The sequence below is a fragment of the Pseudomonas flavocrustae genome (assembly GCF_029872515.1).
GTDB lineage: Bacteria > Pseudomonadota > Gammaproteobacteria > Pseudomonadales > Pseudomonadaceae > Chryseomonas > Chryseomonas aestiva.
Genome location: NZ_JAPDIQ010000002.1, coordinates 96,680 through 113,728, shown reverse-complemented (window position 1 = coordinate 113,728; position 17,049 = coordinate 96,680). Strand labels below are relative to the sequence as shown.

The 17,049-nt window shown below is 65.6% G+C and carries 19 protein-coding genes and 1 riboswitch; of the genes, 7 read left to right on the top strand and 12 right to left on the bottom strand.

The window, feature by feature from the left end; genetic code table 11:
• Positions 1–64: 64 nt before the first annotated feature.
• Positions 65–259, bottom strand: a riboswitch (cobalamin riboswitch).
• Positions 260–356: 97 nt separating this feature from the next.
• The 4 genes from OMP44_RS05170 to OMP44_RS05155 all read left to right on the top strand — a co-directional run bounded on the left by OMP44_RS05170 (position 357) and on the right by OMP44_RS05155 (position 2,845).
• Entirely contained in the window at positions 357–686 is a 330-nt protein-coding gene (locus OMP44_RS05170) for a four-helix bundle copper-binding protein (protein WP_280306853.1), read from the top strand.
• A gap of 138 nt (positions 687–824) precedes the next feature.
• On the top strand, positions 825–1,193 hold the full coding sequence (locus OMP44_RS05165; protein WP_280306852.1) for a YggL 50S ribosome-binding family protein: 369 nt from the start codon (positions 825–827) through the stop codon (positions 1,191–1,193).
• A 69-nt stretch (positions 1,194–1,262) separates the two neighbouring features.
• The gene (locus tag OMP44_RS05160) at positions 1,263–2,096 is read left to right on the top strand and encodes a metallophosphoesterase family protein (protein WP_187978808.1); all 834 of its coding nucleotides are present in this window, start codon (positions 1,263–1,265) and stop codon (positions 2,094–2,096) included.
• Between the two features lie 131 nt (positions 2,097–2,227).
• Positions 2,228–2,845 (top strand): DedA family protein, encoded by a 618-nt coding sequence (locus tag OMP44_RS05155; RefSeq protein WP_280306851.1) that lies wholly within the window; start codon positions 2,228–2,230, stop codon positions 2,843–2,845.
• Here OMP44_RS05155 and OMP44_RS05150 read toward each other — a convergent pair.
• The 9 genes from OMP44_RS05150 to ttcA form a co-directional block, all read right to left on the bottom strand.
• Positions 2,842–5,088, bottom strand: a complete 2,247-nt coding sequence (locus tag OMP44_RS05150) for a xanthine dehydrogenase family protein molybdopterin-binding subunit (RefSeq protein ID WP_280306850.1) — start codon at positions 5,086–5,088, stop codon at positions 2,842–2,844. The genes OMP44_RS05155 and OMP44_RS05150 overlap by 4 nt on opposite strands.
• On the bottom strand, positions 5,085–5,567 hold the full coding sequence (locus tag OMP44_RS05145; RefSeq protein WP_133859659.1) for a (2Fe-2S)-binding protein: 483 nt from the start codon (positions 5,565–5,567) through the stop codon (positions 5,085–5,087). Before OMP44_RS05145 ends, OMP44_RS05150 begins: the two co-directional genes overlap by 4 nt.
• 2 nt (positions 5,568–5,569) lie before the next feature.
• The gene (locus tag OMP44_RS05140; RefSeq protein WP_280306849.1) at positions 5,570–6,796 is read right to left on the bottom strand and encodes a c-type cytochrome; all 1,227 of its coding nucleotides are present in this window, start codon (positions 6,794–6,796) and stop codon (positions 5,570–5,572) included.
• Between the two features lie 278 nt (positions 6,797–7,074).
• The gene (locus tag OMP44_RS05135) at positions 7,075–7,395 is read right to left on the bottom strand and encodes a hypothetical protein (protein WP_133859661.1); all 321 of its coding nucleotides are present in this window, start codon (positions 7,393–7,395) and stop codon (positions 7,075–7,077) included.
• 54 nt (positions 7,396–7,449) lie between these two features.
• Positions 7,450–7,986, bottom strand: coding sequence for a C40 family peptidase (locus OMP44_RS05130; protein WP_017638877.1), 537 nt, complete (start codon positions 7,984–7,986; stop codon positions 7,450–7,452).
• A gap of 96 nt (positions 7,987–8,082) precedes the next feature.
• Positions 8,083–8,748 carry a C40 family peptidase gene (locus OMP44_RS05125; protein ID WP_280306847.1) on the bottom strand — a complete coding sequence of 222 codons (666 nt, stop codon included), beginning with the start codon at positions 8,746–8,748 and terminating at the stop codon, positions 8,083–8,085.
• 69 nt (positions 8,749–8,817) lie between these two features.
• Positions 8,818–9,582, bottom strand: coding sequence for an SIR2 family NAD-dependent protein deacylase (locus tag OMP44_RS05120; RefSeq protein ID WP_280306846.1), 765 nt, complete (start codon positions 9,580–9,582; stop codon positions 8,818–8,820).
• Positions 9,579–10,250, bottom strand: a complete 672-nt coding sequence (locus OMP44_RS05115) for a DNA-3-methyladenine glycosylase I (protein ID WP_187978806.1) — start codon at positions 10,248–10,250, stop codon at positions 9,579–9,581. The genes OMP44_RS05120 and OMP44_RS05115 overlap by 4 nt, the downstream gene beginning before the upstream one ends.
• Positions 10,250–11,074: a tRNA 2-thiocytidine(32) synthetase TtcA gene (gene ttcA / locus OMP44_RS05110; RefSeq protein ID WP_187978805.1), complete on the bottom strand. Its 825-nt coding sequence runs from the start codon at positions 11,072–11,074 to the stop codon at positions 10,250–10,252. Before ttcA ends, OMP44_RS05115 begins: the two co-directional genes overlap by 1 nt.
• A gap of 97 nt (positions 11,075–11,171) precedes the next feature.
• On the opposite strand from ttcA, the gene OMP44_RS05105 reads away from it, so the two are divergent.
• Together OMP44_RS05105 and OMP44_RS05100 are read left to right on the top strand one after the other, a co-directional pair.
• Positions 11,172–11,792, top strand: a complete 621-nt coding sequence (locus OMP44_RS05105; RefSeq protein ID WP_280306845.1) for a DNA-J related domain-containing protein — start codon at positions 11,172–11,174, stop codon at positions 11,790–11,792.
• A complete protein-coding gene (locus OMP44_RS05100; RefSeq protein ID WP_431312627.1) occupies positions 11,740–12,312 on the top strand; it encodes a SprT family zinc-dependent metalloprotease in 573 nt (190 codons plus the stop codon). The genes OMP44_RS05105 and OMP44_RS05100 overlap by 53 nt, the downstream gene beginning before the upstream one ends.
• Positions 12,313–12,355: 43 nt before the next feature.
• On the opposite strand, the gene OMP44_RS05095 is transcribed toward OMP44_RS05100, so the two are convergent.
• Both OMP44_RS05095 and htpG read right to left on the bottom strand, forming a co-directional pair.
• Positions 12,356–13,093, bottom strand: coding sequence for a dienelactone hydrolase family protein (locus OMP44_RS05095; RefSeq protein WP_273861217.1), 738 nt, complete (start codon positions 13,091–13,093; stop codon positions 12,356–12,358).
• A 55-nt stretch (positions 13,094–13,148) separates the two neighbouring features.
• Positions 13,149–15,053, bottom strand: a complete 1,905-nt coding sequence (gene htpG / locus OMP44_RS05090) for a molecular chaperone HtpG (protein ID WP_064306644.1) — start codon at positions 15,051–15,053, stop codon at positions 13,149–13,151.
• Between the two features lie 200 nt (positions 15,054–15,253).
• On the opposite strand from htpG, the gene OMP44_RS05085 reads away from it, so the two are divergent.
• Positions 15,254–15,535, top strand: coding sequence for a hypothetical protein (locus tag OMP44_RS05085; RefSeq protein WP_007159246.1), 282 nt, complete (start codon positions 15,254–15,256; stop codon positions 15,533–15,535).
• A gap of 55 nt (positions 15,536–15,590) precedes the next feature.
• Here the strand turns inward: OMP44_RS05085 and brnQ are convergent, their stop codons facing one another.
• Complete coding sequence (gene brnQ, locus OMP44_RS05080; RefSeq protein ID WP_187978800.1) at positions 15,591–16,934, bottom strand: branched-chain amino acid transport system II carrier protein; 1,344 nt, start codon at positions 16,932–16,934, stop codon at positions 15,591–15,593.
• Positions 16,935–17,049: the final 115 nt, after the last annotated feature.

Below are 17,049 nucleotides of genomic sequence, written 5' to 3'. Positions count from 1 at the left end.
AACGGGCAGAGACGCCGCCCGCGCAAGGCAGGTGGCGACGCCGCGCGACGCCCTCCGCATCGCCGAGATGAACGCAAGCGTGGCCGGTCTCCGGGCTGGTGAGCCGATGCCCTGGGGGCATCCGCTGCGCCCCTTCCCGGCCAGGGCCAGTGGGTGTCGCGCAGCTACTGCTCAACTACCGTTGCGGGGGCAGCGCCGGCTCGACCGGCTTCCCTGTTTCACCCCGGCGAGGCGGGGCACCACGTGCAAGGGCGCAGGGTACGGACTACCCGGGAGAGCGTCAATCGATCGCACCGGCCGAACTCGGCGCCAGCCGACCGGGTCCACCCTAGGCACCCCACACCAGGAGCTACCGGATGAACGATGCCACCCTCGCCGCCTGTATCAAGGCCTGTCTCGACTGCGCTGCCGCCTGTGAAACCTGTGCCAGCGCCTGCCTGGGCGAAGCCAATCTGGACATGATGCGCGACTGCGTCCGCCTGGACCGGGACTGCGCCGATGCCTGCCGCCTGGCCGCCACCTTCATGCAGCGCAATAGCGACCGCATCGCCGAAGCCTGCGCTCTGTGCCTGGCCACCTGCCGCGCCTGCGCCGCCGAATGCGGCAAGCACAAGGCCGATCACTGCCAGGCCTGCGCCCGGGCCTGCGAAGCCTGCGCCGATGCCTGCGCGGCCATGGCGGCCTGAGCAGGTCCTTCCGCTACTGCGCGCTCCGGTCGCAGGCAAAAAGGTCCGGCTGACCCACCGCTGGAGCGGTCGGCATTGGCATTACCCGTCGACGCCAGGGATAATGCCCGCCCTTTAATCGATATCCAGGCCTTCGCCATGACCGATACCAACCAAGATCCCCGTTTGAGCCGCATGAAGCGTCGCCTGCGCAAGAAGCAGTACCTGGGCGAATTCCAGGAACTGGCCTTTGAGATCAAGGTGAGCTTCAAGAACGAACTCAGCGAAGACGATCTGGACACCTTCCTGGGCGACTTCATCGACTACGTCGAAGAGCGCACGCTGGACTACATCGGCGGCTTCGACAACGCCTGGGTCGAAGGCACCATCATGGCCAACAAGCGCTACACCTCGCCCACCGCGGAAGACCGTACCGCCCTGCTGGACTGGCTCAAGGCCCGCCCCGAAGTCGGCGAAGCCAACGCCTCCGAGCTGCATGACGCCTGGCACCACGACGGCGAAGTCTAGCTAGCGTTCGCCGGATCGCTTGGCGCCCGTTGCGGTCGTAAAGGGGAATCCGTTGGAAACCAGGTCCTCATGACGACCCTCCTGCAAATCTCCGATACCCACTTCGGCACCGAGCAACCCGCCGTGGTCGCGGCTCTGGAAGCCCATGTCCGCGAACACGGCGCCGATGTCCTCATTCTCTCCGGGGACATCACCCAGCGCGCCCGGCGCGAACAATTCGCCGCCGCCAAGACCTTTGTCGAACGCCTAGAAAGCCACGGCATTCCGCAAACCTTGGTGATCCCGGGTAATCACGACCTGCCGCTGTACAATGTCTTCGCGCGTTTCCTGACGCCCTATGGCAACTATCGCCGCCATTTCGGCCAGGATCTGGAGCCCAGTTTCGAAAACGACGAGCTGTTGCTGGTCGGGCTCAACACCACCGCTCCGCAACGCCACAAGGACGGAGCGGTAAGCACCGAGCAGATCGAGCGGGTGGCCGAGCGCCTGCGCCGCGCCGGTCCGGGCAAGCTGCGCATCGTCATCGCCCACCAGCCCTTCGGCGCCCTCGAACTCAGTGACCTGAGCAATCTGCAGCACAACGCCGATCACGCCCTGGCCACCTGGGCCGACGCCGGACTGGATCTGGTGATGGGCGGGCATATCCACCTGCCCTATGTGCTGCCGCTGAGTCGCCAGTACCCCACCCTGCCCCGCGAGGTCTGGATCGTCCAGGCCGGCACCGCCCTCTCCTCTCGCGTGCGCGGCACCTCGCCCAACTCCTTCAATCGCCTGCTGGTCGGCGAAGGGGCGGAGAAGACCGTGGACGTGGAGCGCTGGGACTTCCAGGGCGATCGTTTCGTCGTCGGCGAGCGCCACGCACTGCGCTGGCAGGCTGCTCAGGACGCTCTGGCGAAAAGCTGAGGCGTCCAGTCGGGGGCGCCGATGCGCGCTCCTGCGCACTTCCAGCAATGGAAATTGATTCAAGCTGTTGAAACGGCTGGCAGGCCACGGGCGCCACGTAGTCTTAGGACTTTCGGCAAGAGTGGCCTCCCATGGAATCCCTGACGCAATCGCTGCTTGGCTTTATCGAAACCCACCAGGCCTGGGCGCCGCTGCTCGTCGGCCTGCTCGCCTTTGGCGAGTCCCTGGTGCTGCTGGGCGTCTTCATTCCGGCCACAGCACTGCTGCTGGTGGTCGGCGGCCTGGCCGGCTCCGGGGTGCTCTCGCCGGTGCCGCTGGTGCTGGCCGCCATCGTCGGCGCCATCCTCGGCGACATCTGCTCCTACATCATCGGCCGCTGGCTCGGTCCCAGTATCGTCCACCGCCCGCCCTTTCGCCGCTATCGCAAGCAGGTGGCCAGGACCCGACTGTTCTTTCGCCGCTATGGTTTCTTCGCGGTATTCGGCGGACGCTTCCTGACCATGATCCGCAACACCGTGCCCCTGGTGGCCGGGATGATGGCGATGAACCAGCTGCGCTTCCAGTCGGCCAATGTGCTCTCGGCCATCGTCTGGGCGCCACTGATGATGGGCCCGGGTTATCTGGCGGCCAAGGGCGCCAACCACTTCAGCTTTGCCGGCAACGAGTCGCTGTGGATCGGTGCGGCGATCGTCGCCGTGCTGGGCGCCGGCGCCGCGCTGTTCTTCAAGCAGCGGCTGAAACGCGCCTAGCGGCTAGCGGCTAGCGCCTCGCGCAGACGCTGGCGATTCAGCGGTACCTCGCGCAGGCGCAGGCCGGTCGCTGCCGCCACGGCATTGGCGATGGCCGCGGGGATGGCCGCGGTGGTGGCCTCCCCGGCCCCCACCGCCGGTTCTTCCGGCCGATCGATCAGCTCCAGTTCCAGCTCGGGCAATTCGTTGAAGGTCAGCGGCGGATAGGCACCCCACTCCAGGCTGGTCACTCCCTGGTGATCGAAACGCACCGCCTGCTTGAGGGTCCGGGCGATGCCCTGGACCACGCAGCCTTCCAGCTGATTGCGCAGGCCATCCGGATTGACGATCAGACCGCAATCATGAGCCACCACCACACGAGTGACCCGGATCCCCGTCGCCTCGCTCACCGCCACCTCGACCACCGCGGCCACATAGGCGTTCTCGTTTTCGTAGTGCAGGAAGGCCAGCCCCTGCCCTTTCGCCAGGGCACCGTTCCAAGCCTTTTCCTGCCGGGTGGGTGGTTGCCAACCGGCCTTGTCGGTGGCGGCCTGCAGCACCGCCCGTGCGCGAGGGTCCTGCAGATAGCGCAGGCGGAATTCCAACGGATCGACCCCGGCCGCCAGGGCCAGCTCGTCCATGAAGGATTCGTTGGCAAAGGTATTGCCTACCGCTCCCAGGGCGCGCAGGGCCGAGGGTCGCAGCGGCGAATCCCCGGCTTCCAGCCAATGGGTCGCCACCTGGACGTTGAGCAGGTCGTAGTCCAGCGGCGCATTGCGATTGCCACCGCCCCGCCCACCCTCGAGCGGCAGGTTGTAGGCCAGCTGCCCGGCGAGCAGCGCCGCCTTGCCGGTCTGGCCATTGGGTCGGGTCAGGTGGGTAGGCGTCCAGTTGGCGAAGCGCCAGGCGAGCAGATCACCAGCCGCGCTCAGGCCACCCGCCAGACGCAGCAGCATGGCCGGGCCCTTGGGATTCCAGCCGTGCTCGTCGGCCCGACTCCACTGCACCCGCACCGGACGGCCGCACAGCTTGGACAACAGCGCCGCATCGGCCGCCGCATCATCGGCGCCGTTATGGCCATAGCAACCCGAAGCCTGCTGATAGATGACATGGATACTGTCTTCCGGCAGCGCCAGCAGATCCGCCAGTGCTGCCCGGAGCTGGTAGACGCCCTGGGTACCGCTCCAGACCGTGGCGCCGTCGGCACGCACGTCCGCCACCGCGCAGGAGGGACCGATGGAGTCATGGTTCTGATAGGGCCAGCGATACTCGGCGTCCAGCCGCTGCGCGGCATTCGCCAATTCGCCCGCGACATCGCCGGCCTCCTGCTGGATGTCGGCCGGTCCGGCCTTGGCTTCCAGCTGGGCGTAGAGTTCGCCCGGCAGCGGCAGATCCGGCACCAGGCTCCAGTCCACCCGCAGCGCCGCCGCGCCCTGCCGCGCCAGCCAGGGCTGCTCGGCCACCACCGCGACGAAGGCGCCTTCGTACACCAGCTGAGCGCCAGCCGGCAGCGCGCTGGCATCGATACCGCGCAGGCTCACCCCCGCCAGCCGCGCCGAACCGGTGCAGGGTGGCCGTATCACGCAGCCGTGCAGCATGCCGGGCAGGCGCCGGTCGTGGACGTAATCGAAGCTGCCAAACAGCTTGGCGGGGATGTCCTCGCGCGGCACCGAGGTGCCGACCAGGCGGTAATCCTTGACGGCGCGGGTACGCACGGCCTGATTGACCAGCCGCCCCAGGGGCCGTCCGCCCACCAGTTCGCCATAGCTGACATAGCGCCCGGTGGGATCGCCACGATAGACCACGCGGCCATCCACCGTGTCCACCACCGCCAGATCCAGCCCCAGGCGCCGCGATCCCTCCAGAAACAGGAATTGCCGCGCGCTGGCGGCGGCCTTGCGCAACTGGGCGCCGCCCACCTGCAGACTCTTGCTGCCGGCGGTGATGCCCTGGTCCGGGGTCAGCCGGGTATCGCCCTGGATCAGCCGGGTGGCGGCAAAGGCCACGCAAAGCTCCTCGGCCACGATCTGCCGCAACGCCGTGCTGACCCCGGTACCCAGTTCCACCTTGCCGCTGTAGACGGTGACCTGGCCCTGGGCATCCACCGCCAGCCAGGCGTCCAGCTGGCGCTGATCGAGGGTCTTGGCCAGGTCCGCCGGGTCAGCCGGCGCAGGCAGCACCTGGGCGGCGACCGGTCGCTGCAGGCTGAAGCCCAGCAGCAGCACTGCGCTGCCGCCGAGAAAGGCACGTCGCGACAGCGTCATGCCGGAGCCTGCCCGTCGCGCAGGAGCACCGCCGCCCGCTTGACCGCCCGCAGGATGCGATAGTGGGTACCGCAGCCACAGAAGTTGGCCGCCAGCGCCTGGCGGATCTGCGCATCGCTGGGATCAGGCACGCGTTCGAGCAGCGCCCGGGCGGTCATCACCATGCCGGGGATGCAATAGCCGCACTGCGCCGCCTGTTCCTCGATAAAGGCCTGCTGCAGCGCGTGCGGCGCCTCAGGCGTACCCAGACCTTCCAGGGTCAGCAGCTCACGACCGGCAAAGGAGACTGCCGGCAACAGGCAGGCACGCACCGGCTTGCCATCCGCCAGCACCGTACAGGCGCCACACTCGCCCAGGCCGCAGCCGAACTTCGGCCCCTTGAGACCCAGTTCGTCACGCAAGGCCTCCAGCAAGGGCATGCGCGGATCGACGTCGAGTTGTCGCTGCTCGCCATTGACCTTCAATTCGATGGCCGCCACCGCTATTTCTCTCCTTTGCGCGCGGCCGCCACGTCCGCAGCACGGATGTCGGCGGCGTGACCGCCAAAGCGGCGGCCGATGTAGGTGGCCAGGTCGGCCAGTTGCTGATCGCTGAGCAAGTCCCGATAGGCTGGCATGAAGGCATGTTCGGTCCGCCCCTGGCGATCGAGGCCGTCGAGCAGGACACGCACCAGGTTGGTCCCCGCGGGATCGCGCACCGCCGAATAGTTGCTGAAGGATCGTGGATAGGGACCAGCCGGCCCCCGGTCGTCCGGGGCATGACAGCTGGCGCAGGCGGATTGCAGCAAGGCCGCGCTTTCCGCCTCGGCGGCGGTGAGCGGCCCGGTTTCCCCGGGCGGCTGCACCTCGGCCCGTGCCGGCACCGCTCCGGGCTGCGCCGGCAGGGTCCGCAGATAGGCGATCAGGGCGCCGAGGTCCGCATCGTTCAGATGACGGGTACCGCCACTCACCACCTCGGCCATGGGTCCCGCCGCCACGGCTTCGCCACGCTGGTGCCCTTCGCGCAGATAGCTGGCCAGCTTGGCATCGCTCCAGCCGCCAAGGCCGCGGGGATCCGCGGTGAGATTCCAGGCGGTCCAGCCCTGCTGGGTCGCGCCGGTATAGGCCCGGCCGCTGTCGAGACCCTGGCTCCAGGTGCGCGGCGTATGGCACTCCTGGCAGTGTCCCACCGCCTCCGCCAGGTAGGCACCCCGCGCCACCTGAGCGTCCGTCACGGCGGGCAGTGGGCCCTGACGGAAGTTCAGCCATTTCCAGCCACGGATCAGCGCGCGCTGATCGAAGGGAAAGCGCAGCGCGTTGGCCGGCGGTGCATAGGGCACGGGGCGCTGGACCTGCAGATAGGCGAAGATGGCCGCGACATCCTCGTCGCTCAAGCGGGTAAAGGCCGTATAGGGAAAGGCCGGATAGAGCTGCTCACCCTCGCGCCCGAGGCCTTCGTGCAAGGCCCGGCGAAACTCGTCTGCCGTCCAGTCCCCCAGTCCGTGTTCGCGATCCGGGGTGATGTTGCTCGAATAGAGACGGCCAAAAGGCGTCTCGAAGGCGACGCCACCGGCGAAGGGCGCGCCATCGGGACGGGTATGGCAGCCCTGGCAGTTGCCCAGGCGGGTCAGATATTCGCCACGCGCCAGGGGCGTCTCGTCGGCGTGGACCAGCGCGGTCCTGGACAGGAGCAGCATCCCCGCCAGCAGGGGCAGGGCCAGGGATCTCATCAGCTCTCCTCGTGAGGTCGAATCGGACTGGCCGATTACGCCGTGGCTTTGCCTTCATCCTAATCGCAGCGGCAAGCCGCCGTGACGTTCGCCCCCGGAGGTGAGATACAGACGACAGTTTCGACCCGCACCTTGACGACGGCCTTTACATTCCCACCCTGGTCCGGCTTCGTCCTGATGCGTGCCCTTGGAACGCTGCCTGCCTCGGATCCTGATTACCTGCACTCCGAACAGGAAGGAAACCACCCAGACGTGAAACTCTACAGGGGTGGTATTACTCAACGCTTGGGCACGAAGCCATCGGGCTTGGCCGCCAGCCAGTCAACGAACTGGCGAATGCGCGGATCGCTGAGCAGCAATTCGCGGCTGTTGTATTCCAGCGCCAGGGTCTTTTCGTCGAAGGTCTGGTGGATATGGTTGTGGCAGGGTCGGCAGACCCAGAGGGTGGCGGTGATCCGGCTGATGCGGTCGAATCTCTTGCGCACGTAGGCCTTGTCGTGCAGCGAGCGAGGGATCAGATGATGGCGGGTGAGCGGCGCCGCCCGACCGCACAGCTCGCAGCGAGCCGGCTGGGGCGGCAGACGTATCGCCTGGGGCATGATGGGCTCCGCACGGGCTGGATACCCATTCGAGCGACCCGGGCGAAACGGGGTTCAATAGCCGCCGGCGAGACTCGGCGTGACCAGCACCCGCTTGGCCTGCAGGTAGCTGTTCTGCCAGTAGGGCTTGGCCAGGCTGTCCAGGCGCACGGTACCGCCGGTACGCGGCGCATGGACGAAGCGCCCCTCCCCGACATAGATACCGGCATGGCTGACCTGACGGCCACCGGCGGTGGCGAAGAAGATCAGATCACCGGGCTGCAGGGCGTTGCGCGCCACATTGGGCGAGCCGAGGGTGATCATCTCGCGGGTCGAGCGCGGCAGGGTCACGCCAGCCGCATCGCGATAGACGTAGCCGATCAGACCGCTGCAGTCGAACCCACCGGCCGGGGTGTTGCCGCCGTAGCGATAGGGGGTGCCGACCAGGCCGATGGCCCGAAAGAGTACATCGTTGGCCGCCTGGGCCTGGCTTTCCAGCAGGGGACGGGAGACGACCGGGGCGACCGGTGCGGGGGCCTGGGGCGGCCTGCCGGCACAGGCGGCCAGCAGTACGAAGGCGCAATACAATCCGAGGCGAGCCGCATGCGGCATTGGAGACATCCTTAGTTATCCATCGATCACCGTCGGCCTGCCACGCAGCCTCGACGGGTCCTCGAAGCGCACCGGCGAAGATCGCGGCGATACGCCTCAGCGCAATACGCGCTTGCCTTCCAGGAAACTCACCTTCCAGTACTGGTCGTTCAGGCTGTCCACCCGCACCCCGCCGCTACGACGACTGGAGGAATGGATGAACTTGCCTTCGCCCATGTAGATACCGGTGTGACTGACCCGGCCACGGCCGTTGCTATTGAACAGCAACAGGTCGCCAGGTTCCAGGTCGTTCTTGCTGACTACCGGTACTTCGAGATCGATGATCTCGCGGGTGGAACGCGGCAGGGTCATGCCGGCGCGCTCGCGAAAGACGTAATTGACGAAACCGCTGCAGTCGAAACCGGCCAGGGTGCTGCCGCCACGGCGATAGGGCGTCCCTACCAGTTGGGTGGCACGATTGAGGATCTGGTCCGCCAGATTCGGCAGCGCCTGGCGCGGGCCGACCTCGCGCTCCCAGTCGAACTGATGCGGCGACTGGGTATGAGGGAAGACCGGACGTTGCTGAGCACCCTCGGTCTCCATGGGCACGGAGCCGTTCCCAGCGCCACCCAGCCCATGCAGCGAAGCGGTCTGGAACGTCCGGGAAGTACTGGAAGAATCCTGGCTAACGACGGCATCGGGACTTTGCGGCGCACTCGCACAGGCGGCGAGCAGACAGACAAAAGACAGGGGCACGAAGGGTGCGAAGCGGTTCCTTGGCATGGGCACGACCGTGTCGTTTTTTCAAAGTTTCGACACCTTGCCGACCTGGATCACAGATGGCAAGTTTTTTTAGCCCTCGATGTGACTCAAAAGCCGAGGAAGGACGTCTACGGCCCTTTTTTTGAGTTGAACGGTCGCCAGGCCACTCAGCGACGAACGGTCCGGGTTGATCTCGATGAGGTCACCCCCCTGCGCCAGGGTCTGCCCGATCGGCGCCTGGATATAGCCGAAGGCAGCCGTGGTGCCGACGGCGATCACCAGGTCGAAGCCCTCCTCCACCGCCTCCTGCAGACGCTGCAGCTCGGTGACCGGCAAGGCTTCCTCGAACAGCACCACGGGTGGCCGCAGCATGCCGCCACAGGAGGGACACCGCGGCGGCAACGGGCCGGCCAGGTAATCTTGGGCCTCCTCGACGGCCTGCGCGCAACTCATGCAGGCGAGCGGCTCCAGTTGTCCGTGGATCTCGATCAGCCGCTCCGATGGAAAACCCGACTGCCGATGAAAGCCGTCGATGTTCTGTGTCAGTACCCAGCTGCCGGGACGCCGAATGCCGAAATCGGTGATCGCCTGGTGCGCCGCATTGGGCACGGCCGCGGCGCAGGCGCGGCCGAGTTGCGCCAGGTAGCGCCAGCAGAGCTCCGGGCGCTGCCGGAGCATGCTGCCCGAAAGAGCCGCCTCGATGGGGATGCCTTCCTCGGTGAGGCCGTTGTACAGCCCGCCGAGGCCGCGATAGGTCGGCAGTCCGGAGTCGGCGGAGAGCCCTGCCCCGGTGATGAACAGCACCCGCCCGGCCCGCGCGAGCAGACCCCGGGCGCGGGCAAGGGCGTCAGTCAATGATTCACCGTCAGGGCCAGCATCACCGACAGCTGGCAGAGCGGACGCCCGCTCTGTTCCTGCCAGAGGTTGAAGGCCTCCTGCATCTTCTGCCGATCGCGCTTGGCGGTGGGCGCCTTGTCGAGGATGTTCTGCGCCTTGAGCGCCGTCACCACATCGTCGGTCGCCAGGAAGGTGTCCTTGCCGGCCATGCGCAGGAAGCGCTGCGCCGACAGGCCACCCAGCTGGTTGCCACGCTTGGTCAGCAGCTCCCACAGGCCAACGATGTCCTCTGTGGGCCATTCGGCCAGCAACTGGCCGAAGCTGCCGTGGCTGCGCTGGAAATCGAGCACCATCTGGGCGTTGATCGGCACGCTGCGCAACTTGCCCAGGTGGCGGATCAGCCGCGCATCCTGCATCAGCCGCTCCAGGCGTTCGCCGCCCATGAGCACCACCTTCTCCGGATCGAAGCCGAAGAAGACCTCCTCGAAGGCCGGCCACTTGGCATCCACCAGGCTGTGCTTGAGGCCGGCGCGAAAGATGCGGCGGGTCAGCAGCGACAGATAGCGGTCATCGCCCACGGACCTCAGGGTCGCGGCGTCCACCGGTTGCGGCAGTCGCGCTTCCAGGGCCGCACGCGAGCCACAGCGGTTGAGGGCGTATTCGAGCAGCCAGGCGTAGTCCCGCATCAGAGATTCATCACCTGGACGAAGCGCGGGGTCGCGCTGTCATCGATCTTGAGACCGGCGAAGTCGAACAGCTCGCGATCGGCCAGCTGCGAGGGCACCACGTTCTGCAGGGCGCGGAACATGATCTCGGTGCGCCCCGGCGTCTTGCGCTCCCACTCCAGCAGCATCTCCTTGACCACCTTGCGCTGCAGGTTTTCCTGGGAGCCGCAAAGGTTGCAGGGAATGATGGGGAATTCGCGCAGGACGGCGTAGGCCTCGATGTCCTTCTCGTTGCAGTAGGCGAGCGGGCGGATCACCACATTGCGGCCGTCATCGGCGCGCAACTTGGGCGGCATGGCCTTGAGGGTGCCGCCATGGAACAAATTGAGGAAGAAGGTTTCTACCATGTCATCGCGATGATGGCCGAGCGCCATCTTCGTCGCACCGATCTCGTCGGCGAAGGTATAGAGGATGCCCCGGCGCAGGCGCGAGCACAGCGAACAGGTGGTCTTGCCCTCGGGGATCTTTTCCTTCACCACGGAATAGGTATCACGTTCCAGAACGTGGTACTCGACCCCCAGTTCCTGCAGATACTGGGGTAAAACGTGTTCAGGAAAGCCCGGCTGCTTCTGGTCGAGGTTGACCGCCACGATCTCGAAGCGAATCGGCGCGACCTTCTGCAGATAGAGCAGCATGTCGAGCAGGGTGTAGCTGTCCTTGCCACCGGACAGGCAGACCATGACCTTGTCGCCGTCCTCGATCATGTTGTAGTCGGCGATGGCTTCGCCGGTAAGACGGCGCAGGCGTTTTTGCAGCTTGTTCTGGTTGACCGAAAGGGTGCCCATGGATGAATCCGCGAAAGGAAAAAACGAAAGGCCGGCATTTTACGCGCAAAGCTTCCGCCGCCCTACCCCGAACGTCAGTCCGTGGCGACCGGCAGCCATGAGCGAAACCCAGGCGCTCATGACGGCGCTCCATCAGGAACTGCTCGGAGCCCAGACCAGCCTGTCGGAGTACGAGTTGCTGCAGGCCTTGCGCCGGGCGGGTTCGCACCTGGTCCCGCCGCGCCCGGTGACCGACAACTACGAACTCTTCCGCCTGCATTTTCGCGTCTTCAATGCCCTCTACCAGCTGCGCGACCAGCTGCGTGCCGAACAGCGCGCCGAACTGATCATCAGCGCCCTGCGCATCGAACTGCGACCCTATCTGCGTGCCCGGCCCGGGCTGATCGTGGCCGATCCGCTGCGCGCCTATTACCTGGATCTCACCCACCTGGAGACCACCACGCCGGAAGACGTGGCCAACCTGCTCAATCACTTCTGGGCGCTGGTCAATGGCGAGTCCGAACTACTGGAAGCCCTGCGCCTGCTAGGCCTGGATCGTTCGGCGGACTACGGCCAGATCCGCCGCCGCTATCGCCAGCTCGCCAGTCGGCACCATCCGGATCGTGGCGGCAGCACCGGTCGACTGCAGACCATCAACGCGGCCATGGATACGCTGAGGCGGCACTATGGCCACCAGCCGACCGCGGACGCTAGGGCGCAGGCACCAGCTTCGGCATAATCACCCGCCTCGCCAGAGGTTGCCCATGCCTGAACAACTCCACGCCCGGGTCGAAGACTGCTATCGGCAGGCCGAGGCCTTCTTCAAACGTCGCTTCCCGCGCCCTGACGTCGGCCTGGCCCTGCGTGGCCAGCGCGCCGGCGTCGCCCATCTCACCGAGAACCGGTTGAGATTCAACGGGCAGCTCTATCAGCAAAATCGCGCTCACTTCCTCGAACAGACCGTGGCCCATGAGGTGGCGCATCTGGTGGCGCACCAGTTGTTTGGTGGCGGCATCAGGCCCCATGGCGAGGAGTGGCAGCTGATCATGCGTGGCGTCTATGGCCTGCCGCCGGATCGCTGCCATACCTACGAATTGCCGCAACGGGCCCGCACCCTGTACCTGTATCGCTGCAACTGCTCGGACGGTCGCTTCGAATTCACCGCCCAGCGTCACGCTCTGGTGCGCAAGGGACGGCGCTATCTGTGCCGACGCTGCCGCGGGCCCCTGGATTTCACCCAGGAAGTCATCCGCGGCTGACCCTGCCGGGCCCGACCCGGGCTCCGGCAGACAACGAAAATCATCAGCCCTGGGCGAAGACTTCGTCGAACAGGTTGTGCATCGCCAGGAAGGCACGCTTGGCCACCACCGGGTGATACTGCTGCTTGCCCGGATTGTTGGCTTCGGGATCGGTGAAGGAATGCACCGCGCCGCCATAGCTCAGCAGTTGCCAATCCACCTGGGCGGCATCCATCTCCTGGCGGAAGCCGGTGAGCTGCTCGTCCGGCACCATGGGATCGGCGGCGCCGTGCAGCACCAGTACCGGACCGGTGATACGGGCCGCATCGGCCGGGTTGGGCGTATCCAGATTGGCGTGGAAGGTCACCACGGCGCTCAGCGGCGCCCCATCGCGCGCCAGTTCCAGCGCCGCGCAGCCGCCAAAACAGAAGCCGATGGCAGCGATCTGGTGGACATCCACCGCCGCCGTCTCGGCCTGGGCGACCAGCGCCGCATGAGCCGCCTGCATGCGCTGGCGCAACAGCGCGCGATCGCCGCGGATCGGCGTCATGGCCGCCAGGGCCTCGTCGGCATTCTGCGGGCGCACATTGCGACCGTAGAAATCCACGACCAGGTAAGCCAGGCCGTCGGCCTCGGCCAGCGCCTTGGCCTGGTCGACGGCGCCATGGGACACCCCCATCCAGTTGGGCGCGAAGAGCACGCCCGGACGGGTCGGATGACTGCTGGTGGCGTACACCAGCTGGCTCTCGAACGGCTGACCATCGATTTCGTAGGCAACGGGTTTTACAGTGACTTCGACCATGGGGTCCTCCAAAGGATAGATAAGAAAAAGCCCGCCGAGGCGGGCTTCTCCATCTTCAAGCGGACAATTCCACCAGCAGTTTGTTTAACCGGCGGACATAGGCGGCGGGATCCTTGAGGCTGTCGCCGGCGGCCAGCGCAGCCTGATCGAACAGGATGTGCGACAGGTCGGCGAAACGGTCCTCGTCGGGCTCGCCATCGAGTTTCTCGATCAGCGGGTGCTGCGGATTGATCTCGAAGATCGGCTTGGAATCCGGCGCCTTCTGACCGCTGGCTTCCAGGATGCGGCGCATCTGCAAGCCGAGGTCCTGCTCGCCGATGGCCAGGATCGCCGGCGAATCGGTCAGGCGATGGGACACGCGAACTTCGCTGACCTGGGCATCCAGGGCCTGCTTGAGGCGCTCCACCAGGCCTTCCTTGGTCTTGGCGACCTCTTCCTGGGCCTGCTTGTCTTCTTCGCTGTCGAGCTTGCCGAGATCCAGATCGCCACGGGCGACATCGACGAAATGCTTGCCGTCGAATTCGGTGAGATAGCTCATCAGCCACTCGTCAATGCGATCGGTCAGCAGCAGCACCTCGACACCCTTCTTGCGGAAGACTTCCAGGTGCGGGCTGTTCTTGATCTGGGCATGGCTCTCGCCGGTCAGGTAGTAGATCTTGTCCTGACCTTCCTTCATCCGGCCGATGTAGTCGGCCAGCGACACGTTCTGGGCATCGTCGCCATTGTGGGTCGAGGCGAAACGCAGCAGGCCGGCGATCTTCTCGCGGTTGGCGAAGTCTTCCGCCGGACCTTCCTTGAGCACCTGGCCGAAGTGGCCCCAGAACGACTGGTACTTCTCCGGCTCGCTCTTGGCCAGCTTCTCGAGCATGTCCAGCACGCGTTTGGTCAGCGCCGACTTCATGGAGTCGATCACCGGATCCTTCTGCAGGATCTCGCGGGACACGTTCAGCGACAGGTCGTTGGAATCCACTACACCCTTGATGAATCTCAGGTACAGCGGCAGGAACTGGTCGGCCTGGTCCATGATGAAGACGCGCTGCACATAGAGCTTCAGGCCCTTGGGCGCTTCACGCTGGTAGAGATCGAAGGGCGCACGGGCCGGCACGTACAGCAGCGAGGTGTATTCGAGCTTGCCCTCGACTTTGTTGTGGCTCCAGGTCAGCGGATTCTCGAAGTCATGGCCGACGTGCTTGTAGAACTCCTGGTAGTCCTCGTCCTTGAGTTCGGTACGCGGACGGGTCCAGAGCGCGCTGGCACGGTTGACGGTTTCCCACTCGGCGGCGGTCGGCTGCTCGTCCTCGCCACCCTGCTGCTCCTTGGGCAGCTCGATGGGCAGGCCGATGTGGTCGGAGTATTTCTTGACCACGTTGCGCAGGCGCCAGCCATCGGCGAACTCGGTTTCCTCGGGTTTGAGGTGCAGCACGATGCGGGTACCGCGTTCGGGCTTGTCGATGTTCGCGACCTCGAACTCCCCTTCCCCCTTCGACGACCAGTGCACGCCTTCGGCGGCGGGCTGGCCGGCACGGCGGGTGTAGACGTCGACCTGATCGGCGACGATGAACGCCGAGTAGAAGCCCACGCCGAACTGACCGATGAGGTTGGAATCCTTCTTCTGGTCGCCGCTGAGATTCTTCAGGAAATCGGCGGTACCAGACTTGGCGATGGTGCCGAGGTGAGCGATCACCTCTTCGCGGCTCATGCCGATGCCGTTGTCTTCGAGGGTGACCGTGCCGGCCTCCTTGTCGAAGCTCAGGCGAATCTTCAGCGTATCCCCGCCTTCGAGCAGTTCGGGCTTGGACAAGGCCTCGAATCTGAGCTTGTCGGCCGCGTCGGAGGCGTTGGAAATCAATTCGCGCAGGAAGATTTCCTTGTTGGAATACAGCGAGTGAATCATCAGGTGAAGCAGCTGCTTCACTTCGGTCTGGAAGCCTAGGGTTTCCTTTTGAGTCTCCACACTCATGCTACGAACTCCGCTATCGATAGGTACGCACCAGATGCCTGGCGATGTCGCGGAGATGGGGGCGCCCGATGACATTTCAACCTTGGCGCGCTCGGTTCGCGATGCAAGTAGGAATTTGCGCGATGCCTGGGCTAGACGCGGAACTTAACTTTTAACGGGGCGCTCGAACGGCTGTCGTGTAGTTCATAAGGAGAAAACACATGAAAAAGCCCTTCGCTATTGCCCTGCTCTTCACTGCCGCCTTCGGCCTCGCCGCCTGTGACAAGCCTTCCGAAAACAAGGCTCAGGATGCTGCCAAGACCGAACAGAAAGCCCAGGAAAACCTGAACAAAGCCGCTGAGCAGAGCAACAAGGCTGCTGAGCAGCGCAACGAAGCCGCCAACGAGGCTGCCAAGGAGCAATCCAAAGGCGAAGCCACCTCGGTCAGCCCGGCCACCGGTACCGCCAACGGCAACGCGCCGGCTACCCAGCCCAAGCCGTAAGCTGTCTGGATATGAAAAAAGCCCGCTTATGCGGGCTTTTTTGTGGGCGGCTTATTCAGGAACGCGAGGGATCCGGTTCGGCCTCGTCCTCTTGGACGCGTTCGCCAGGCCGCAGGCTTTCCAGCGTCAGGGCGACCAGCCCCACCACCACGGCCGGCAACAGCCAGCCCAGCCCCGAGTCGGCCAGCGGCAGCCACTGTACGGCACCGCTCAGATAGGGCACCGTCAGGTGCGCCGCCTGTAGGCCATCGAGGATGCCGAAGGCCAGGGCCACCAGCAGCACCGGCCCGAGGATGCGCCCGGGCGCCACCCAGCGGGCGGTGAAGAAGCTCATCACCACCAGGGCGATGCAGGGCGGATAGATGGCGGTCAGGATCGGCACCGAGATCTGGATCAGCTGGGTCAGGCCTAGGTTGGACACCAACAGCGAGAAGGCCGCCAGCAGGACCACCAGACTGCGATAGCTGAACGGCAGGAATTCGCTGAAGAACTCCGCGCAGGCGCAGGTCAGGCCCACCGCGGTGACCAGGCAGGCCAGGGTGATCAGCACCGCCAGGAAGTCGCTGCCGACACTGCCGAAGGTGTGCTGCACATAGGCATGCAGGACCTCGGCGCCATTGCTGGCATGGGGCACCAGCACTCCGCTACCGGCGCCGAGCTGGAACAGACTCAGGTAGACCAGCACCAGCCCTGCCCCGGCAATCAGCCCGGCGATGATGGTGTAGCGCGTCAGCAGCTGCGGCGCCGTCACGCCACGGGCACGAATGGCGTTGACGATGACGATGCCGAATACCAGGGCGCCCAGGGTATCCATGGTCAGGTAGCCGTTGACGAAGCCCTGGGACAGCGCCCGCGAGGCGTAGTCCGGTGCCGCCGTGGCAGGACCGCCAGCCGGCCAGAACAGCGCGGCGCCGCCCAGTACCGCCAGCGCCAGGATCTTCAGCGGACCGAGAAAGCGCCCCACGGTGTCGAGCAGGCGTCCCGGATAGAGCGAGACCACCAGCACCACCAGGAAATAGGCCAGGCTGTAGAGGAACAGCGGTATGGGTCCGTTGCCCAGCAGCGGCGCGACGCCGACCTCGAAGGACACCGTGGCGGTGCGCGGCGTGGCGAACAGCGGTCCCACAGACAGGTAGCAGACGATGGCCAGGGTGCGGGCAGCGGTCTGGCCGAGCGGCTTGCTCAGGGCGTCCATGCCGCCTCCGACCCGTGCCAGGGCGATCAGCGTCAGCACCGGCAGGCCGACAGCGGTCAGCAGGAAGCCCAGGGCAGCGCTCCAGACGTGCTCGCCCGCCTGCAGACCGACGATCGGGGGAAAGATGATGTTGCCCGCGCCGACGAACAACGCGAACGTCATGAATCCAAGGGCCAGGACATCCCGGCTTTGCAAAGCTTTCATGGAAGGCAGTACCAGCAATGAGGAAAACGAGGCAGCCCGCCCTCATGGGAGCAGGTCTTGGCGGGGCCACGGGGTGGCCGTTGGAGCGGAAGGTTGCCATCCTAACGAATTACCG